The organism is Streptomyces sp. NBC_01426 (genome assembly GCF_036231985.1).
Lineage (GTDB): Bacteria > Actinomycetota > Actinomycetes > Streptomycetales > Streptomycetaceae > Streptomyces.
Window position 1 is genome coordinate 7,205,575 of the sequence record NZ_CP109500.1, and the last position, 14,586, is coordinate 7,220,160.

At 72.1% G+C, this 14,586-nt stretch carries 13 protein-coding genes; 6 read left to right on the top strand and 7 right to left on the bottom strand.

Features of this window, described 5'->3' with window-relative positions:
- Position 1: 1 nt before the first annotated feature.
- The 6 genes from OG906_RS32210 to OG906_RS32235 form a co-directional block, all read right to left on the bottom strand.
- A complete protein-coding gene (locus tag OG906_RS32210; protein ID WP_329447562.1) occupies positions 2 to 853 on the bottom strand; it encodes an ABC transporter ATP-binding protein in 852 nt (283 codons plus the stop codon).
- A gap of 53 nt (positions 854 to 906) precedes the next feature.
- Positions 907 to 2,196: a sensor histidine kinase gene (locus OG906_RS32215; RefSeq protein ID WP_329447563.1), complete on the bottom strand. Its 1,290-nt coding sequence runs from the start codon at positions 2,194 to 2,196 to the stop codon at positions 907 to 909.
- A 5-nt stretch (positions 2,197 to 2,201) separates the two neighbouring features.
- The gene (locus OG906_RS32220) at positions 2,202 to 2,870 is read right to left on the bottom strand and encodes a response regulator transcription factor (RefSeq protein WP_392895882.1); all 669 of its coding nucleotides are present in this window, start codon (positions 2,868 to 2,870) and stop codon (positions 2,202 to 2,204) included.
- 413 nt (positions 2,871 to 3,283) lie between these two features.
- The gene (locus OG906_RS32225) at positions 3,284 to 3,820 is read right to left on the bottom strand and encodes a DUF1990 family protein (RefSeq protein ID WP_329447565.1); all 537 of its coding nucleotides are present in this window, start codon (positions 3,818 to 3,820) and stop codon (positions 3,284 to 3,286) included.
- Entirely contained in the window at positions 3,817 to 4,656 is an 840-nt protein-coding gene (locus OG906_RS32230; RefSeq protein WP_329447566.1) for a YndJ family protein, read from the bottom strand. Before OG906_RS32230 ends, OG906_RS32225 begins: the two co-directional genes overlap by 4 nt.
- A 129-nt stretch (positions 4,657 to 4,785) precedes the next feature.
- The gene (locus tag OG906_RS32235) at positions 4,786 to 5,670 is read right to left on the bottom strand and encodes an aminoglycoside phosphotransferase family protein (RefSeq protein ID WP_329448190.1); all 885 of its coding nucleotides are present in this window, start codon (positions 5,668 to 5,670) and stop codon (positions 4,786 to 4,788) included.
- A 404-nt stretch (positions 5,671 to 6,074) separates the two neighbouring features.
- Between OG906_RS32235 and OG906_RS32240 the strand changes: the two genes are divergently transcribed.
- Entirely contained in the window at positions 6,075 to 8,765 is a 2,691-nt protein-coding gene (locus tag OG906_RS32240; protein ID WP_329447567.1) for an ABC transporter substrate-binding protein, read from the top strand.
- A gap of 145 nt (positions 8,766 to 8,910) precedes the next feature.
- On the top strand, positions 8,911 to 9,261 hold the full coding sequence (locus OG906_RS32245) for a hypothetical protein (RefSeq protein WP_329447568.1): 351 nt from the start codon (positions 8,911 to 8,913) through the stop codon (positions 9,259 to 9,261).
- A 95-nt stretch (positions 9,262 to 9,356) separates the two neighbouring features.
- Here OG906_RS32245 and OG906_RS32250 read toward each other — a convergent pair whose 3' ends face one another.
- Positions 9,357 to 10,154 carry a hypothetical protein gene (locus OG906_RS32250; RefSeq protein ID WP_329447569.1) on the bottom strand — a complete coding sequence of 266 codons (798 nt, stop codon included), beginning with the start codon at positions 10,152 to 10,154 and terminating at the stop codon, positions 9,357 to 9,359.
- 634 nt (positions 10,155 to 10,788) lie between these two features.
- Between OG906_RS32250 and OG906_RS32260 the strand changes: the two genes are divergently transcribed.
- The 4 genes from OG906_RS32260 (at position 10,789) to OG906_RS32275 (ending at position 14,534) form a co-directional block, all read left to right on the top strand.
- Positions 10,789 to 12,471, top strand: a complete 1,683-nt coding sequence (locus OG906_RS32260) for a PP2C family protein-serine/threonine phosphatase (protein WP_329447570.1) — start codon at positions 10,789 to 10,791, stop codon at positions 12,469 to 12,471.
- 250 nt (positions 12,472 to 12,721) lie between these two features.
- Positions 12,722 to 13,441, top strand: a complete 720-nt coding sequence (locus tag OG906_RS32265) for a dioxygenase family protein (protein WP_329447571.1) — start codon at positions 12,722 to 12,724, stop codon at positions 13,439 to 13,441.
- Positions 13,442 to 13,610: 169 nt separating this feature from the next.
- Entirely contained in the window at positions 13,611 to 13,985 is a 375-nt protein-coding gene (locus OG906_RS32270) for a hypothetical protein (RefSeq protein ID WP_329447572.1), read from the top strand.
- Positions 13,986 to 14,159: 174 nt separating this feature from the next.
- On the top strand, positions 14,160 to 14,534 hold the full coding sequence (locus OG906_RS32275; RefSeq protein ID WP_267797750.1) for an ArsR/SmtB family transcription factor: 375 nt from the start codon (positions 14,160 to 14,162) through the stop codon (positions 14,532 to 14,534).
- Positions 14,535 to 14,586: the final 52 nt, after the last annotated feature.

Consider the following 14,586-nt stretch of genomic DNA (forward strand, 5'->3'; position numbering starts at 1 on the left):
GTCAGCTGGTACGGGAGCGGGTGTCGAACGCCTTCATCCGGTCCAGGACCCGCTCCGGCGTGGGATGCGCCATCTCGTCGACCAGGCGACCGTCCGCGAGGAAGACCACACGGTCGGCGAACCCGGCGGCCACGGGGTCGTGGGTCACCATGACCACGGTCCGGCCGAGTTCGCGCACCGAGTCGCGCAGGAAACCGAGGACCTCGGCCCCGGCGCGGGAGTCGAGGTTGCCGGTGGGCTCGTCCGCGAAGACGATCGCGGGGCGCGAGGCCAGCGCACGGGCCACCGCGACGCGTTGCTGCTGCCCGCCGGACAACTGCCCGGGGCGGTGGTCGAGCCGCTGCGACAGGCCGACCATGGACACCACCCGGTCCAGCCACTGCCCGTCGGGGCGGCGCCCGGCGATGCTCAGCGGCAGCGTGATGTTCTCCAGCGCGGTCAGCGTCGGCAGCAGGTTGAACGCCTGGAAGACGAAGCCGATCCGGTCCCGGCGCAGGGCGGTGAGCTGCCGGTCGTTCAGCGTGCCCAGGTCGGTGGTGCCGATGCGGACCGAGCCCGAGGTGACCGAGTCGAGCCCGGCGGCGCAGTGCATCAGCGTGGACTTGCCACAGCCGGACGGGCCCATGATCGCGGTGAACTCGCCCTCCCGGAAGGCGAGGCTGACATCGTCCAGGGCGACGACACGCGTGTCGCCGCTGCCGTGGACCTTGGAGAGGCCGACGGTGGCGGCCGCGATCCCCGCCGTCGGGTTCGGCGCGTACGGGGAAAGGGGCTCTGCGGTCACGATGGACTCCTCTTCGGGTACCGATGGGGGCACTTCGAAGGGTGTCCGGGGAACGTATCGGGATGTCATCCGTCGTGTATCGGTGGCCGCGCCGCTTGGCAGCGGTTGAGCGTGACGGGTGGTCAGGCGGGTCGAGCCGGCAGGCGCAGGGTGGCGACGGCGCCGCCTTCCGGGGCGTTGCCCAGGTGCAACTCGGCGCCCAGTACCCGGGCCTGGCCCTGGGCGATGGTCAGGCCCAGTCCGTGCCCCGAGCCCCGCTCCGCCGCGCCCGTGTGGAAGCGTCGCGGACCGTCGCGCAGCAGGTCGGCGGGGAAACCGGGACCGCGGTCGCGCACGACGACGGTACGACCCTCGACGGTGACCTCGACGGGGCCGCCCCCGTGCCGGTGGGCGTTGACGACGAGGTTGCCGACGATCCGTTCGAGACGGCGCGGATCGGTTTCCACGGTCGCCGCTCCCTCGGTGGTAGCCGTTCCCTCCGTGCCGGGCGTGTCCCCGACGGTGACCGTCGCGACGCATCCGGTACGCGCCACGGCCTCCCGCACGACCGCGCCGAGCGGCACGTGGGAGCGGACCGGCTGTTCGGCGCCCGCGTCCAGCCGGGAGATCTCCAGCAGGTCCTCGATCAGGCCGCGCAGATCGCGTACGCGCGCCCGCAGCAGATCCTCCGTCTCGCCGCTCGGCAGCAGGTCGGCGGCGACCAACAGACCGCCGACGGGCGTGCGCAGCTCGTGGGCCACGTCCGCGGTGAACTGCCGCTCGTTGCGCAGGCGTCGGGCGAGACTGTCGGCCATCAGGTCGACGGTGGCGGCGATGTCGGCCACCTCGTCGCCGCCCTTGACGTGCCCGGTCCGGGCGTCGAGGTCCCCGGCGGAGATCCGGCCCGCGGTCTCGGAGACCCGCCGCAGCCTGCGGCCGAGCAACCCGGCCCCGTACACCGCCAGGGGGACGGCCGCGGCGAGCGCGACGAGCGAGGCCACCGCCATGCTCACGTCGAGGCGGCGCAGCTCGTGGAGCTCACCGTTCATGTTGACGCGCATGGCGAGCACCGGACTGTCCGGGCCGCCGACCCGCTGGGCGGCCCAGACGGTCGGCCCGACGTTGGCGTCCACGCGGCCGTCGTAGGCCGTGTGCCGATTTCCGTCGGCCGGGTGGCGCAGGGCGGCGGGCAGCTCGGCGGGGTCGAGTTCGGCGCCGTCCGCGAGCGTTCCGGTGCGCCGGTAGACGTCCATGGCCGAGTACACGCCGTTGAACGCCCGTGCCTCGGCCCGACTGCGGATGTCCTGCGCCGTCCACAGGTGGACCAGTACGCCCACGGCCGCGGCGACGAGGCAGGCCGTGGCCGCGGCCAGCGCCGCGATCTTCCGACGCAGGGACGCGCGGACCGGCCGCGGCCGGGTGAACGGGCACACCGCGCTCAGCGCCTGAGCTTGTAGCCGAAGCCGCGGACCGTCTCGATCCGGTCCCGCCCCAGCTTCTTGCGCAGCCGCTGTACGCACAGGTCGACGACCCGGCTGTCGCCGTCCCAGCCGTAGTCCCAGACGTCACGCAGCAGGGTGTGCCGCTCCAGCACGATGCCCGGGTGGGCTGCGAACTCCAGCAGGAGTTTCAGTTCGGTCGGGGTGAGCGCCACCGGACGTCCGGAGACGAACACCTCCAGGCCGCCGGTGTCGATGGAGAGGTCCCCGAAGAGCAGCCGGTCCCGGTCTCCCCCGGACGCGGGCGGCTCCTCGCCCGTCGTGCGCGCGGGCCCGGGGGCGTAGGTCGCCCGCCGCAGCAGCGAGCGGATGCGCGCCACGAGCACGGAGGTCTCCACCGGCTTGACGACGTAGTCGTCGGCCCCGGCCTCCAGGCCGGCGATCACGTCGAGGCCTTCGCCGCGGGCGGACATCATCAGGATCGGCACCAGGCTGGTCTCCCGGACCCTGCGGCACAGTCCGATCCCGTCGAGACCGGGCAGCAGCACGTCCAGGATCAGCAGGTCGAAGCTCTCCTCGCGCAGGAGCTCCAGCGCGGCGAGGCCGTCCGCCGCGGCCTTCATCCGGTAGCCGTAGCGTTCGAGGGCGACGGTGAACGACCGGCGCATCAGGTCGTCGTCCTCCACCAGCAACACGCGGGCGAGGCGCGCGGAGGCGGGAGCCGGGGCGGACGAGGACACGGGGACGACTCCTGTTCGAACGGTCCGGGCGGGGCGGGGGACCCGGGTGCGCTCACGCACCGCCGTCGATCCGAAAGGAACGATACGCCGGCGAAGCAGGGCGCCGTCCGTGCCGCACCCCGCGCCCGCACCCACCCGAAGGAGCCTCCGCGCCCCGAGAAAGCGCAGCTCAGACGGGGTGGGGGTGCCTTGACTCCCTGGTACGGGCCGACCCTGCGAGGGCGCGGCCGCCGGGGACGACGCACCGGTTTGATGGACGACCAAGCGCTCCCTGATACCCGCCCGATACACAAGCGAGGCCGGCGCTCCCGCACATCCGGGTCGGCTCGCCCCCTCCGGCGTCAGCGGGCCCGGAGCAACCCGCGCAGCGTGTGCCCCAGCAGGCGGGCGTAGGCGCGTTGCAGGACGGGTATCGCCGGGCCCGCGAGGCGGGTGTACCAGCAGCCGGGCCGGCTGAAGGCGGTCACCGTGAACCACACACCGCCGTCGGCGTCCATGTCCACGACGAAGGACTCCTCGCCGCACTCGGGGTGGCCCTTCAGCGTCCCGTACGCGAAACCGACGCGGTCGGGTTCGTACGCCGTCCAGATCACCTGGCACGGAGCGGTGACGCGCAGCGGCCCGATGCCGATGCCGACCTCCACCCGCCGACCGGGGAGGAGGGGGCCCTCCTGGTCCGTGGCGACGCGCATCCCCGAGGCGCGGTGCGCCCGGAGGGTGGTGACGGCGGCGCCGGCCGCTTCCAGGTCGGGCCGGCCGTGCCCGATCCGGACGCGGTACTCCAGGTGGTTGTATCCGGCCGGCAGCGGGCGCCGGGCCGTGGCGCCCTCCTCGGGGTAGTTGACGGTGTCGCGGGCGGCGCTGAAGAGGCGGGTCATGGGGTCTTCTCCGTCAGGTCGGGGCCCAGCCGGTGCCAGGCGAGCATCGAGCAGAGGGCGAATCCGAGGGCGTTCCCGAGGCCGTGGGTGGCGGCCATCCAGGTCAGGGTGGGGTGAGTGATGCCGGTGGCCTCGCCGAGGGCCCACCACAGGGCGAGCAGCATGGTGGCGACCAGGACCGCGGCCGAGGTCGACAACAGGGCGCCCGTGACGCGTCGGCGGGCCCGCGGCCGGATCTCCCGCCAGGTCAGCAGGGCCACCGCCCACATCCCGCCGGTCAGGACCACGGCGCCCACCAGCTCGGCCCAGTCGTCGACGAAGTACCCGAGGAGCACGAGGAGCGTGCCGGCCGGGACGCTGTACGCCGCCGCGTGCGCGAGGCCGCCGGCCGAGGACGGGGCGGCCCGGCACACCAGCCCGGCGACCAGGGCGGCGACGAAACCGGCGAAGTGGAAGTGCGGCACGGTCAGCGCCAGGATGTCGAGGTCGAAGCCGAAGAGACGGTGTCCGCCGCGTTCGGCGACCAGGGCCGTCGCGGCCACCGAGGGCGCGACGAGCGCGGTCAGCACGGCGATCTCGGCCGGGGCGAGCGAGCGCGTCCGCAGCAGCCGGGCCGGGGCCCGTGCCGCGAGGGCGACGGTGGCGGCCGCGTAGAGTCCGGCGAGCGCGGTGGCGAGGGAGCCGCGCGGAAGCCACAGGCACAGCGCGCCGGGAACGGCGAGGAGCGGCCACAGCCGGGCGATCCGGTGCAGCCCGACCGGGTCGATCAGACGCAGGCCTGCCGGAACGATCCCCAGCATGCCCAGGGTGACGATCAGATTCACCAGCACCGTCATCGCGGACCCCCTCCGACTGCGCCGTACGCGCGGAGCAATGAACGCTTGAACGCGTTCAACTCATGGTCGTGACCCTACGGGGTTCGTTGAACATGTTCAAGACCGGTGGCAGGCGGGCGCCCCGTCACCTCACCCGCCGGCTCCGAGGACCTCCCGGATCACGTGCCGGGCGTTGGCCGAGATGATCGGGTTGGTCCTCCGGTAGTACGGCAGCTGGATGACCGCCATGGACAGCGCCCAGCCCCGGCCCCGCGCCCAGGTCGCGTCGTCCACGTCCACCGCGTCGCGGTACACCCGTCGAGCCGAGGCGGGCAGCAGGTTCCAGGCGGGAATGAGGTCGGTGGCAGGCTCTCCCGTGCCCACGGTCCCGAAGTCGATGACGGCCGAGACGCGGTCACCGTCCAGCAGCAGATTGCTCGGCATCAGGTCGGAGTGCGTCCAACGGGCCGGGCCCGCCCACGCCGCCGCCGCGAGCGCCTCCTCCCAGGCCGCGGTGATCTCCTCGGCGTCGAAGGGTTCGTCGGTGCGGCGCAGCGCCTCGATCGCCTCCCGCACCTCCCGGTCCTCGCCGACCAGTGGCGCGCCCCGGTGCGCGGGCGGACCGCCGGGGAGTTCGATCCGGCGGAACGCGACCGCGAACCGTGCCAGTTCCCGCGCCACGGACTCCGGCTCCGCAAGCTCCCCCTCGACCGGGCTGCGTCCCTCGATCCACCGGTGCACCGCCCAGCTCAGCGGGTAGCCCTCACCCGGGGCGCCGGTCGCCACCACCTCCGGGATCGGCAAGGGCAGCAGCGGCGCCAGCCGGGGGAGCAGCCGCGCCTCCGTGGCGATGGCCTCGGCGCCGCCAGGGCGCAGCGGCAGCCGGACGGAGAGGTCGTCGCCGAGCCGGTAGATCGCGTTGACCGTGCCGCCCGACGCGAGCCTGATGATCGGCAGGTCCGCCCACCGGGGGAGCTGGGTGCGCAGCAGCCCTCGTACCAGCTCGGTGTCGATCTCCGCTTCGTCCGCGTGCATCCTGCCCATGTCCCACCCCGTTCTCTCGGTTCCCGCCCGGATCGTCGCACGGCCGGACCACGCCGCACAGCCGATTCGGCAGCCCTCCGACCAGGCCGAACCGACGGAACGCACCCCCGCGACCGCGCCCGGACCGCAGCCCTCGCGTGCTCGACGGTCCGGGTCGGGGCGGCGCCGTGGACAGGGCGAGGAACGCCCCGTGCCGCGGCCCCCGGGCAACCCGCGCATTTCCCGGCGGGGGAGTGCCCCGCGCCGCTAACGTGGCGGAACTCACTGCCGTCGGGGGGCAGGCGGTCGGTCGCGATCGCCAGGGCGTGTTCTCTCCCGGCCGAGCTCTGTCTCGCGGCGGTGTCCGCAGGACGCCAGGCGATGCCGCCTGTCGCCTCGACGCGCAGAGGAGCAGTGTGCAACGGCCGCTTCCGCAGGGGATCGAGTACCTGATCGAGCAGTTCGACACGTTCGCGGCCAACCGGGGCGAAAGCCGCCGGTTACCCGTGGTGCTGTTGAAACGGGACCCCGGCGCACCCGGCTCCGTACAGGAATCCACCGCGCGCACGGTGATCACGGGATACCGGGACCGACTGTACGAACGGGACCTCGACCGCACCGTCGACCTCGTCCCCCACGCTCTCCTCGAAGACACCGACGCCACCGCTCCCGAGACACTGCCCGGCGAGATCCCCGGCGCCGAGATCGACCCACACGTCGCCCTGCTGGACGCCTTCGTCGACCAGTTGGAGAACTCGATGCCCTCCGACGCGGGGGAACTGCGGCTCCCGCGCTTCCACACCTGCCGCGCCGTCCTGGAGGTCTCCGTCGGCGCCGGTTCGGCCGCCGGCAAACGACGCCGGCTGCGCGACGAGCTCTACACCGAACTCCTCGCCCGCAGACCGCTCCTGGGGACCCTGGCCAGGGTCGCCGGCGCCACCGGCGGCAGCTTCCTGGTGAACATCTGGCTCTCCCTCTTCCAACTCCTCGTCGTCGGACTGCCCCGACGCCTCTACGGCCTGTGGCTCAGCAGACGCCGCTCCCTGCGCTGGGTCGGCTCCCGCAGACCCAAGGGCGCGAACTTCCTGCGCATGGCGTTGACCATCACCCGGGCCGGCACCTCGCGGCACAACCACGCACTGATCCAGCGCATGCTGCTCATGGCCCTGCTCAACGACCTGTCCCGGGCCGCGAAGCCCTCCCGGCTCTGGATCCACCGCCGCCGCCGCCGCTGGCCCTTCGTCCTGCTCCTCCCGGAGGTCGGCGAGGAAGGCACACCCGTACGCGAACTGCTCGACACCTACGCGGACATCGTCCGCACCGAACCGCCCGCGCCGCTCATGGTGCTGGGAGCCCTGGCCGGGGCAGCGCCCTCCTACGCCCAATCGGTACCCGCCGACCCCCGCAGCGTCACCGGTCTCGCCGACCGCGTCCACGCCCTCTACACCCGGCGCTCCGCGTCGGCGGTCCACCTGGTCCCCCTGTCCGCGAGCGACGACGACGGACCGGCCGACCGCTGGCTGGAGACGAACCCGAAGGTAGAGGTACGCGCGAACGGCCGCGGCGACTACGTACGCGCCGTGGCCGCCCCCGTCCTGGTGCTCGCCCTCGTGGCCGCAGGGCTGATCGTCTTCACGAACAGGACCGGAACGAAACCCTCCTGCCACCAGGTCGCCTCCGGGGAGATCGTCGGCGTCACCGACGGAAGCGAATGCCACCTGGGGATCGCCGGACGCGACGACGAACTCCTGTCCCTGGAAGCCGTCGCCGCGCGGCAGAACGGCGACGCGCTGCGCAGCGGACGCCCGTACCGGACCGTGGTGTTCTTCGCCCCGCTCACGGCGGAGCCCGGGGACTCCACCCCGGTGAGCATCCAGAGCCTTCGGGGCGCCCTCACCGCCCAGAACCAGGTCAACAGCCGCGAGGGCGACGTGGTCCAGATCCGTCTGCTCATCGCGAACTCCGGAAAGTACTTCGCCTACGGATCACAGAACACCCAGGGCCCGGACATCGCGCAGGAGATCGTCCAGAGGAAGGACCGGGACAAGATCGCGGCCGTGGTCGGCATCACACAGAGCCGGCCCGCCTCGTTCGCGGCGGTCGCGGAACTCTCCGCGGCCAGCATCCCCGTCATCGGCAACTCGGTCACCGGCAGCAAGATGGTGGACGAGCGGGCCTCCGCCTACTACTTCCAGGTATCGCCCTCGGACGACCGCATCGCCGAGGTGATGGCCGAGTTCGCGTCGCACTCCGAGCAGATCGGCGAGCTGACGACGGTCAAGGACGACAACCGGACGGCCGTGGTGGTCTACGACCCGGAAGACGAGTTCTTCAGCTCCGACCTCCAGACGAAGTTCACCCGGTACTACACCGGCGGCAAGGTGGTGACCGTCCCCTACTACGAGCACCGCAACGGGCAGATCGTCTCGGAAGTGGCGCGCGACATCTGCGCGGAGGTCCGGGCCACGGGCGGATTCATCGTCTACGCGGGCCGCTCGGGCGAGATGCCGGGACTCTTCGACGCGCTCCAGGGCACCGCCGACTGCCGGAAGGCGGACGGCAAGCAGGTCGCCGTCCTCTCCGAGAGCACGGCCGCCAAGTACCTCCAGGACCCGGAGGACATGCTCAGGAAACACTCCGTCCTGAGGCCCTACTACGTGATGTTCAACAACTCCAACGGCAAGGAGAGCGCCGACAGCCCCTACTCGGAGTTCACCTCACGCTTCCGGAACGTCTTCAAGGACGGATCGGTACCGGAGGGAAACGCGGCCGGTGCCTACGACGCCCTCCGCGTCGCCTCCGAGGTCATCAATTCGGTCTACGCCCAGTACAAGACGGCCGAGAACAGCAGCGCGCCGTTCCAACCGACGGACGTGTACGCCCGCCTCTCGAACCCTGGGGTACAGAACTTCTCGGGTGCCTCCGGCCTCCTCTCCCTGGACAGCCGCCACAAGTACCCGCCGAACAAGGCCGTCTACGTGCTCGAATCCCACCTCGACAAGAGCGTGACCACCTGGATGGCGTGCGGCCTGCTGCCCGACCAGCCGCCGGGACTGAACAATCCCGCGACCTGGGGGAGGCCCGGGAAGACGCGCCCCTGCCCGTGACCCTCCCACCGTCCGCGAGGCACCCGGCAGACCCCCAGGTCAGGAGGGCGGTCCGGGCTGCGGGATAGTGATCGCCGGGGCGAGCCCTCCCGCTCGCCCCGCACCAGCGACACGACACCCCAGGACGACCGAGATGGAGCCCCCGATGGACGTACGTTATTTCGAGCGGATCACCGCATTCATCGAGGCGCGGCTGACCCCGCTCTTCGCCGAGGACACGGGCAGCGACAACGGTTTCGCCATGGACGACACCTCCCGCGCCCTGCGCGCGCTGCGCAACGCGGCACTGGAGGCGTCCGTGGCCAAGACGCTCATCGGGCAGCGGGACGCGGCGGACCCCGCGGTCCGCCGCGTCATCGACCAGGCGGTCGAGCACCACTGGGACGTGCTGCGCGGCATCGCCCGCCAGTGGGAGGACCACACCGACTTCGCGCGCGAGTTCAAGCGCCACGCCTGGGAACTCGACGAGGCCCCCGCGGCGGCCACCGCCCCGTAGCCGCCCACCGGACCGCCGGCGGCCCCGTCGCGGTCCTCACGGGCACCCGTCCCGGTGAGGGCCGCGACCGCGGAGCCGACCGGGTCGACGGTGGTTCACAGAGCGAGGATCGGTCGGATGGAGAAGTCCTCGAAGAGGCCCTCGCCCTCCGGTCCGTGCACGAACTCGGCCATGAAGGGGTTCCGGTTCGCCGTGGCCAGGGGGAGCCAGGCCTGCATGCTTCCGTAGCCGCCGCAGACCGACTCGCCCCCGTCGCCGCCGTGGACCGCCGTGACGTCGCTGCTCAGTTCCGTGCGGTAGGTGTCGTAGGCGATGCGCAGCCCGAAGGCGTTCGGTTGGTTCTGGGGGCCGGAGTCGTCACCGTAGGGGACGCGGTCGAGAGGGACCTCGTCACCCCACCGGAAGAGGGTGTCGGCCCCGGCGCCACAGGCGTGTTCCCACTCGTCGGGGCTCGGCATGCGCAGGCCGCGATCCGCGAGGACGGCCGGCATGTCGGCGGGGGGCTCGGTGAGGTCCTCGTCCTCCACGGCCATGAGCAGCGTGGCCACCCGAACCGTCCGTCGTGGACTGAGTACCCGCGCGAGGTGGCTCCGAAGATCGGCTCCGTGACCGTAGCCCTGCTCCAGGCTCCGGGCGTAGTCGGCGGCCTGGGCCGGGGTCGGCCGCCAGGTGTCGAGGTCGAAGCCCAGGGACACCGATCCGCCGGGTATCAGGGCGAACTCCTGCCCGCTCCACTCGATCCGGACCCGGTGGTGCGGGGCGCCGAGGTGCGTCGTCGTCTCGACGAGCGTCACCCGGCCGTCCACCAGTGCGGCGGCCTCGTGGGCCACACGGCGAGCGGTGGGCAGGTCGAAGGACCGCCATGCGGGGAGCGTGAGATCAGCGAGCGACATGGCCGGAGTGTGCCACGCGCGGCTGACAAGGCGACGCGAGCGACCGTCACGGTGGAAGAAACGGGGAAGGATTTCGATGGAAGCGACTCGGAAGCACCTCGGACGAGTACCCGCCCGGCCCGGCTCGTCGGTACGGAGCCGAGTGACGGGCGGGCGGGCGGGCGGGGGCTCGGGTCGCCGACGGCGAGCCGCAGTCCGTGATCGGTGAGCTCGGTGTGGAAGGCGGTGAGTCCGCCGCCGTGGCGGATCGCGTTGGTGACGCGTTCGGAGGCCACCAGGAGTGCGTCCGCGGCCGTGACGCTGTCCAGGCCGATGCCCGCGTACCCCCGACCGGTTTGACGAGTGTGCCCGCGCGGCCCGTCCGCCTGACCCGCCCTCACCGGACCGCTCCGCGACGCGGAGCGGGTGCGGTCGGACGAACCGGTCCCACGGCGTCTCTGCCCGGACGCTTGACGACCGTTCCGTCAGGCATTCGAAGACATGCGCGAGGAGGCGGACGGAGGCATTCCCTCGAACGGGGGACGTCCGGGCGCGGGTTGCTGTGGGACACGCGGCTGCGGGATGCTTGCCTGAAGGCAAGCATTTTTCGTCGAGCGGGAAGGTGGTGAGGCTCGCCGCAGGCGGGCCCCCCTTCATGGCCTCTACCGAGGGAATCTCCGTCACGAGGACCCGACGGCGCCCCCCATCCGACCTCTGGGCCCTGGCCCCCTACCCCGTGATCGTGGCCGACGACGCCGGCACCGTCGTGGAGGCCAACTCCGCGGCCACCCTCCTGCTGGAGGGCGCACTGCCCGGGGCGAGCATGCCGGACGTGGTCCCCGCCTGGCTGGCCAGGGGCCACGAGGAGGTGATCGCCCACACCCGACTCCCGACCCGAGGCTCCCCGGAGGTCTCGGCCCTCCCGTCCGTCTCGGGGCGGATCTCGGCGCAGAGCTACGAGGCCCACGCGACCCGGGGCCACGACGAACTCGTGGTGTGGTGGCTCGTCGACGACACGGACCGGCGGCTCGCCGAAGAGGCCCTCGCCACGGAACGGGAACGCACCAGGTTCCTCGCGGAGGCGTCCAACATCCTGCTGGCCTCGCTCAATTCCGACAGGTGCATGGACGCGACGGCGCAGTTGGCCGCCGAGTACCTCGCGGACGTGGCGATCGTGGTCACCCCGACGTCCGGACGCAGACTGCCCATCGCCCACGCCGTCGCCGGCCAGGACGTCACCCGCACCCTGGTCGTGGCGGATCCCAAGCAGGTCCCGGGTCTCAGCGAGGCGTTGCAAGGCTTCCCGCCCGTACCCTCGCGCTGGATCGATCCCGCGACCCTGCCCGACTGGATCCTGCCGTCCGGATTCACCGGGCCGATCCGATCGGTCGTCGTCACCCCCCTGCCCGGCCACGGCGTGCCCGCCGGGGCCATGGTCCTGCTCCGCGGCACGGACCGCGCCGAGTTCAGCGAGAACGAAGAGGTGTTCGCCCGGCTGTTCGCGGCCCGGGCCGGCGCCGCCCTGTCCGCCTCCCGGCTCTACAGCGAGCAGAGCGCCATAACCCGGACCCTGATGCGCGACCTGCTGCCTCCCCGGCTGCGGCAGCTCCACGGGGTGGAGTTCGCCGGCGGCTACCGGCCCGCGGGCGCCAGTGAGCGGGTGGGAGGCGACTTCTACGACATCCACCCCGGCAGCAGCGAGGGCGAAGCCTCACTGGTGGTCCTCGGAGACGTGTGCGGCAAAGGCCTCGACGCGGCCATCCTGACGGGCAAGATCCGCAACACGCTGCAGGCGTTGACACCGCTGGCCGCGGACCACGAGCGGATGCTCCAACTCCTCAACGCCGCTCTCCTCACGTCCCACCACACCCGCTTCGCGACCATGGTGATGGCCTCGGTCCAACGCCGCGAGAGCCAGGTGCGGTTGCGGCTCACCTCCGCCGGCCACCCCAGCCCCCTCGTGGTCCGTACGGACGGCGCCGTCGAGGAGGTTCCCACCCACGGCACGCTGATCGGTGCCCTCGACACCATCGAGGCACACACCGTGGAGGTCGTTCTGAACCCCGGCGAGACCTGCCTCCTCTACACCGACGGATTCACCGAGGCCCGCGGAGGGCCGCCGGGCGACGAACTGTTCGGTGACGAGCGCCTGAAGCGAGCCCTGTCGCAATGCGCCGGCATGCCCGCCGAAGCCGTCGTCGAACGCGTCCAGATGCTCGCCTCCCAGTGGCTGCGCGACGGTGCCCACGACGACATGGCCGTCGTCGCGATCACCGCACCCCGGACCACCCATCTGAGCGCGGTGAACGGCCACACCCGGGGCAGGTACACCGCGTGATCGAACTTCCCGACCGCATCGAACCGACCGACGGAACGGGTGCGCCCGGCCCCGCACGGCGCACCACCTCTTCCCGGAGCACCACTCACCGCAGCAGGCCGAGCAGCCGTAGGGATGTCACCCGCGCGGCGTAGTCCCGCGCGGGCCGGTGCAGCGTACGGGTGGCTCTTCGAGTGGGGCGGGGGAGCCGGGGCCGGGGGTGGGGCAGGGTGGAGCCGTCCACGACGCCGTGACGTCCCGGGGGTGCCCCATGGCCGATTCCGATCCTTCCTCGACGAGCCGTCGCGCGGTCCTGCGGGCCGCCGGTTCGGCCGGCGTCGCGGCCCTCGCGTCGGGCTGTGCGGGCGGGACGCCGAAGGCCGGGTCGCCCGACCGGGTCACGGCCGTACCGGTCACCGCCTCGGCGGGCACGGCCACCGCGCCCGCGGCCGTTCCCGCCTGCGTCCTGTCGCCGGAGTCCGGCGAAGGCCCCTACTACGTGGCCGACGCGCGGGTCCGCTCGGACATCGTGGAGGACCGCGGGGGCGTGCCGCTGCACCTGGACCTGACCGTGGTGCACGCGGCGCGGGGATGCAGGCCCCTGGCCGGCATCGCCGTGGACGTCTGGCAGGCCGACGCCCTCGGGAAGTACTCGGCCGACGGGGCCACGTTCCTGCGCGGCACCCAGCGCACGGACGCCTCCGGCAAGGTGTCCTTCCGGACGATCGTGCCCGGCTGGTACGCGCACATCGCCCCGCACGTCCACGTCAAGGTGCACCCCGACGCGCGCACGGAGGCCGCCACCCAACTGTTCCTGCCCGAGGACCTGTTGCGGCAGGTGTACCGGCGCGACCCGTACTCCCGCCGCAAGGCCCCGGCCCACCCCAACACCCGTGACGACCGCTTCGCGGCCAAGGGAAAGCTTCTGACGCTCGGCCCGGTCGCCGACGGGGCCGGCTACCGCGCCTCGTTCACCATCGGTCTGCGCTGAACCGCGGACCGGGGTGAAGGGGGAAATCGCGCCAAACGCTCCGTTCCGCTCCCGTCGCCGCGAACGATCACTAGCGTGGTGAGCGCAAACGGCCCGGATCCGCGGTGGGCGACCACGCGGGTGCCGGGCGTCGACGCATCGGCGAAGAGCAGTGAGGGAGTGGGCGACGATGGCGAATGTGGAAGTCTCCTTGAAGGAGACGATGACCTCGATCGAGGGCGCGCTGGGTGTCGCGCTGGTCGACTACACCAGCGGCATGGCTCTGGGAACACTGGGCGGCGGGAAGGACCTTGACCTGTTGGTCGCCGCCGCCGGCAACACGGACGTCATCCGTGCGAAGAACCGCACCATGGAGATGCTGGGTTTACAGGATGACATCGAGGACCTGCTCATCACCCTCGGCAGCCAGTACCACCTGATCCGGCTGCTGAAGGGCCGCGGGACCACCGGTCTGTTCCTGTACGTCGTCCTCGACAAGCGCAACTCCAACCTGGCCATGGCCCGCCACCAGCTCAAGCGCATCGAGGAAACGCTGGAGCTCTAGACCACGATGTTCAAGGGCCCACGCATGCCCACGAGTTGAAGAAATCTTCAACTCGGCACATCCGAAACCGTTCATACGTGGCGCGCGTGGACCCGCCGGGCGGAAGGCTGGAGACCGGCGGGTCGCACCGCCGGCCGCCCTCATGTCCCCTCGACAGCAGGAGCATTCGTGGGAATGCAGGTCCCTCTGTACCAGGCGAAGGCCGAGTTCTTCCGGATGCTCGGGCACCCCGTCCGTATCCGCGTCCTCGAACTCCTGCAGAGCGGACCGATGCCCGTACGCGAACTCCTGGCCGAGATCGACATAGAGGCCTCCAACCTCTCCCAACAACTCGGCGTCCTGCGTCGCTCGGGCATCGTCGTCTCCATTCGCGACGGGTCCACCGTCAGCTACGCCCTGGCCGGCGGTGACGTCGCCGAACTCCTCCGCGCGGCGCGCCGCATCCTGACCGAGCTGCTGGTGGGCCAGAGCGAACTCCTCGCCGAACTGAGGCAGTCGACCCCGGAGCCCAGCCGGGCGGGAGCGGTCGCGGACACCGGCCGCCCCTGACCGGCCGGGCGAGGAAGGAGTACCGCCCGTGCTCCGTCCGCCACACCGTGGC

Excerpts from the sequence above, each read along its gene's own strand:
- OG906_RS32210 (WP_329447562.1), bottom strand. The coding sequence starts at position 853 with ATGACATCCCGATACGTTCCCCGGACACCCTTCGAAGTGCCCCCATCG.
- OG906_RS32235 (WP_329448190.1), bottom strand. The coding sequence starts at position 5,670 with ATGCACGCGGACGAAGCGGAGATCGACACCGAGCTGGTACGAGGGCTG.
- OG906_RS32245 (WP_329447568.1), top strand. The coding sequence starts at position 8,911 with ATGGACGTACGTTATTTCGAGCGGATCACCGCATTCATCGAGGCGCGG.
- OG906_RS32220 (WP_392895882.1), bottom strand. The coding sequence starts at position 2,870 with ATGCGCCGGTCGTTCACCGTCGCCCTCGAACGCTACGGCTACCGGATG.
- OG906_RS32225 (WP_329447565.1), bottom strand. The coding sequence starts at position 3,820 with ATGACCCGCCTCTTCAGCGCCGCCCGCGACACCGTCAACTACCCCGAG.
- OG906_RS32270 (WP_329447572.1), top strand. The coding sequence starts at position 13,611 with ATGGCGAATGTGGAAGTCTCCTTGAAGGAGACGATGACCTCGATCGAG.
- OG906_RS32275 (WP_267797750.1), top strand. The coding sequence starts at position 14,160 with ATGCAGGTCCCTCTGTACCAGGCGAAGGCCGAGTTCTTCCGGATGCTC.
- OG906_RS32260 (WP_329447570.1), top strand. The coding sequence starts at position 10,789 with ATGGCCTCTACCGAGGGAATCTCCGTCACGAGGACCCGACGGCGCCCC.
- OG906_RS32265 (WP_329447571.1), top strand. The coding sequence starts at position 12,722 with ATGGCCGATTCCGATCCTTCCTCGACGAGCCGTCGCGCGGTCCTGCGG.
- OG906_RS32250 (WP_329447569.1), bottom strand. The coding sequence starts at position 10,154 with ATGTCGCTCGCTGATCTCACGCTCCCCGCATGGCGGTCCTTCGACCTG.
- OG906_RS32230 (WP_329447566.1), bottom strand. The coding sequence starts at position 4,656 with ATGACGGTGCTGGTGAATCTGATCGTCACCCTGGGCATGCTGGGGATC.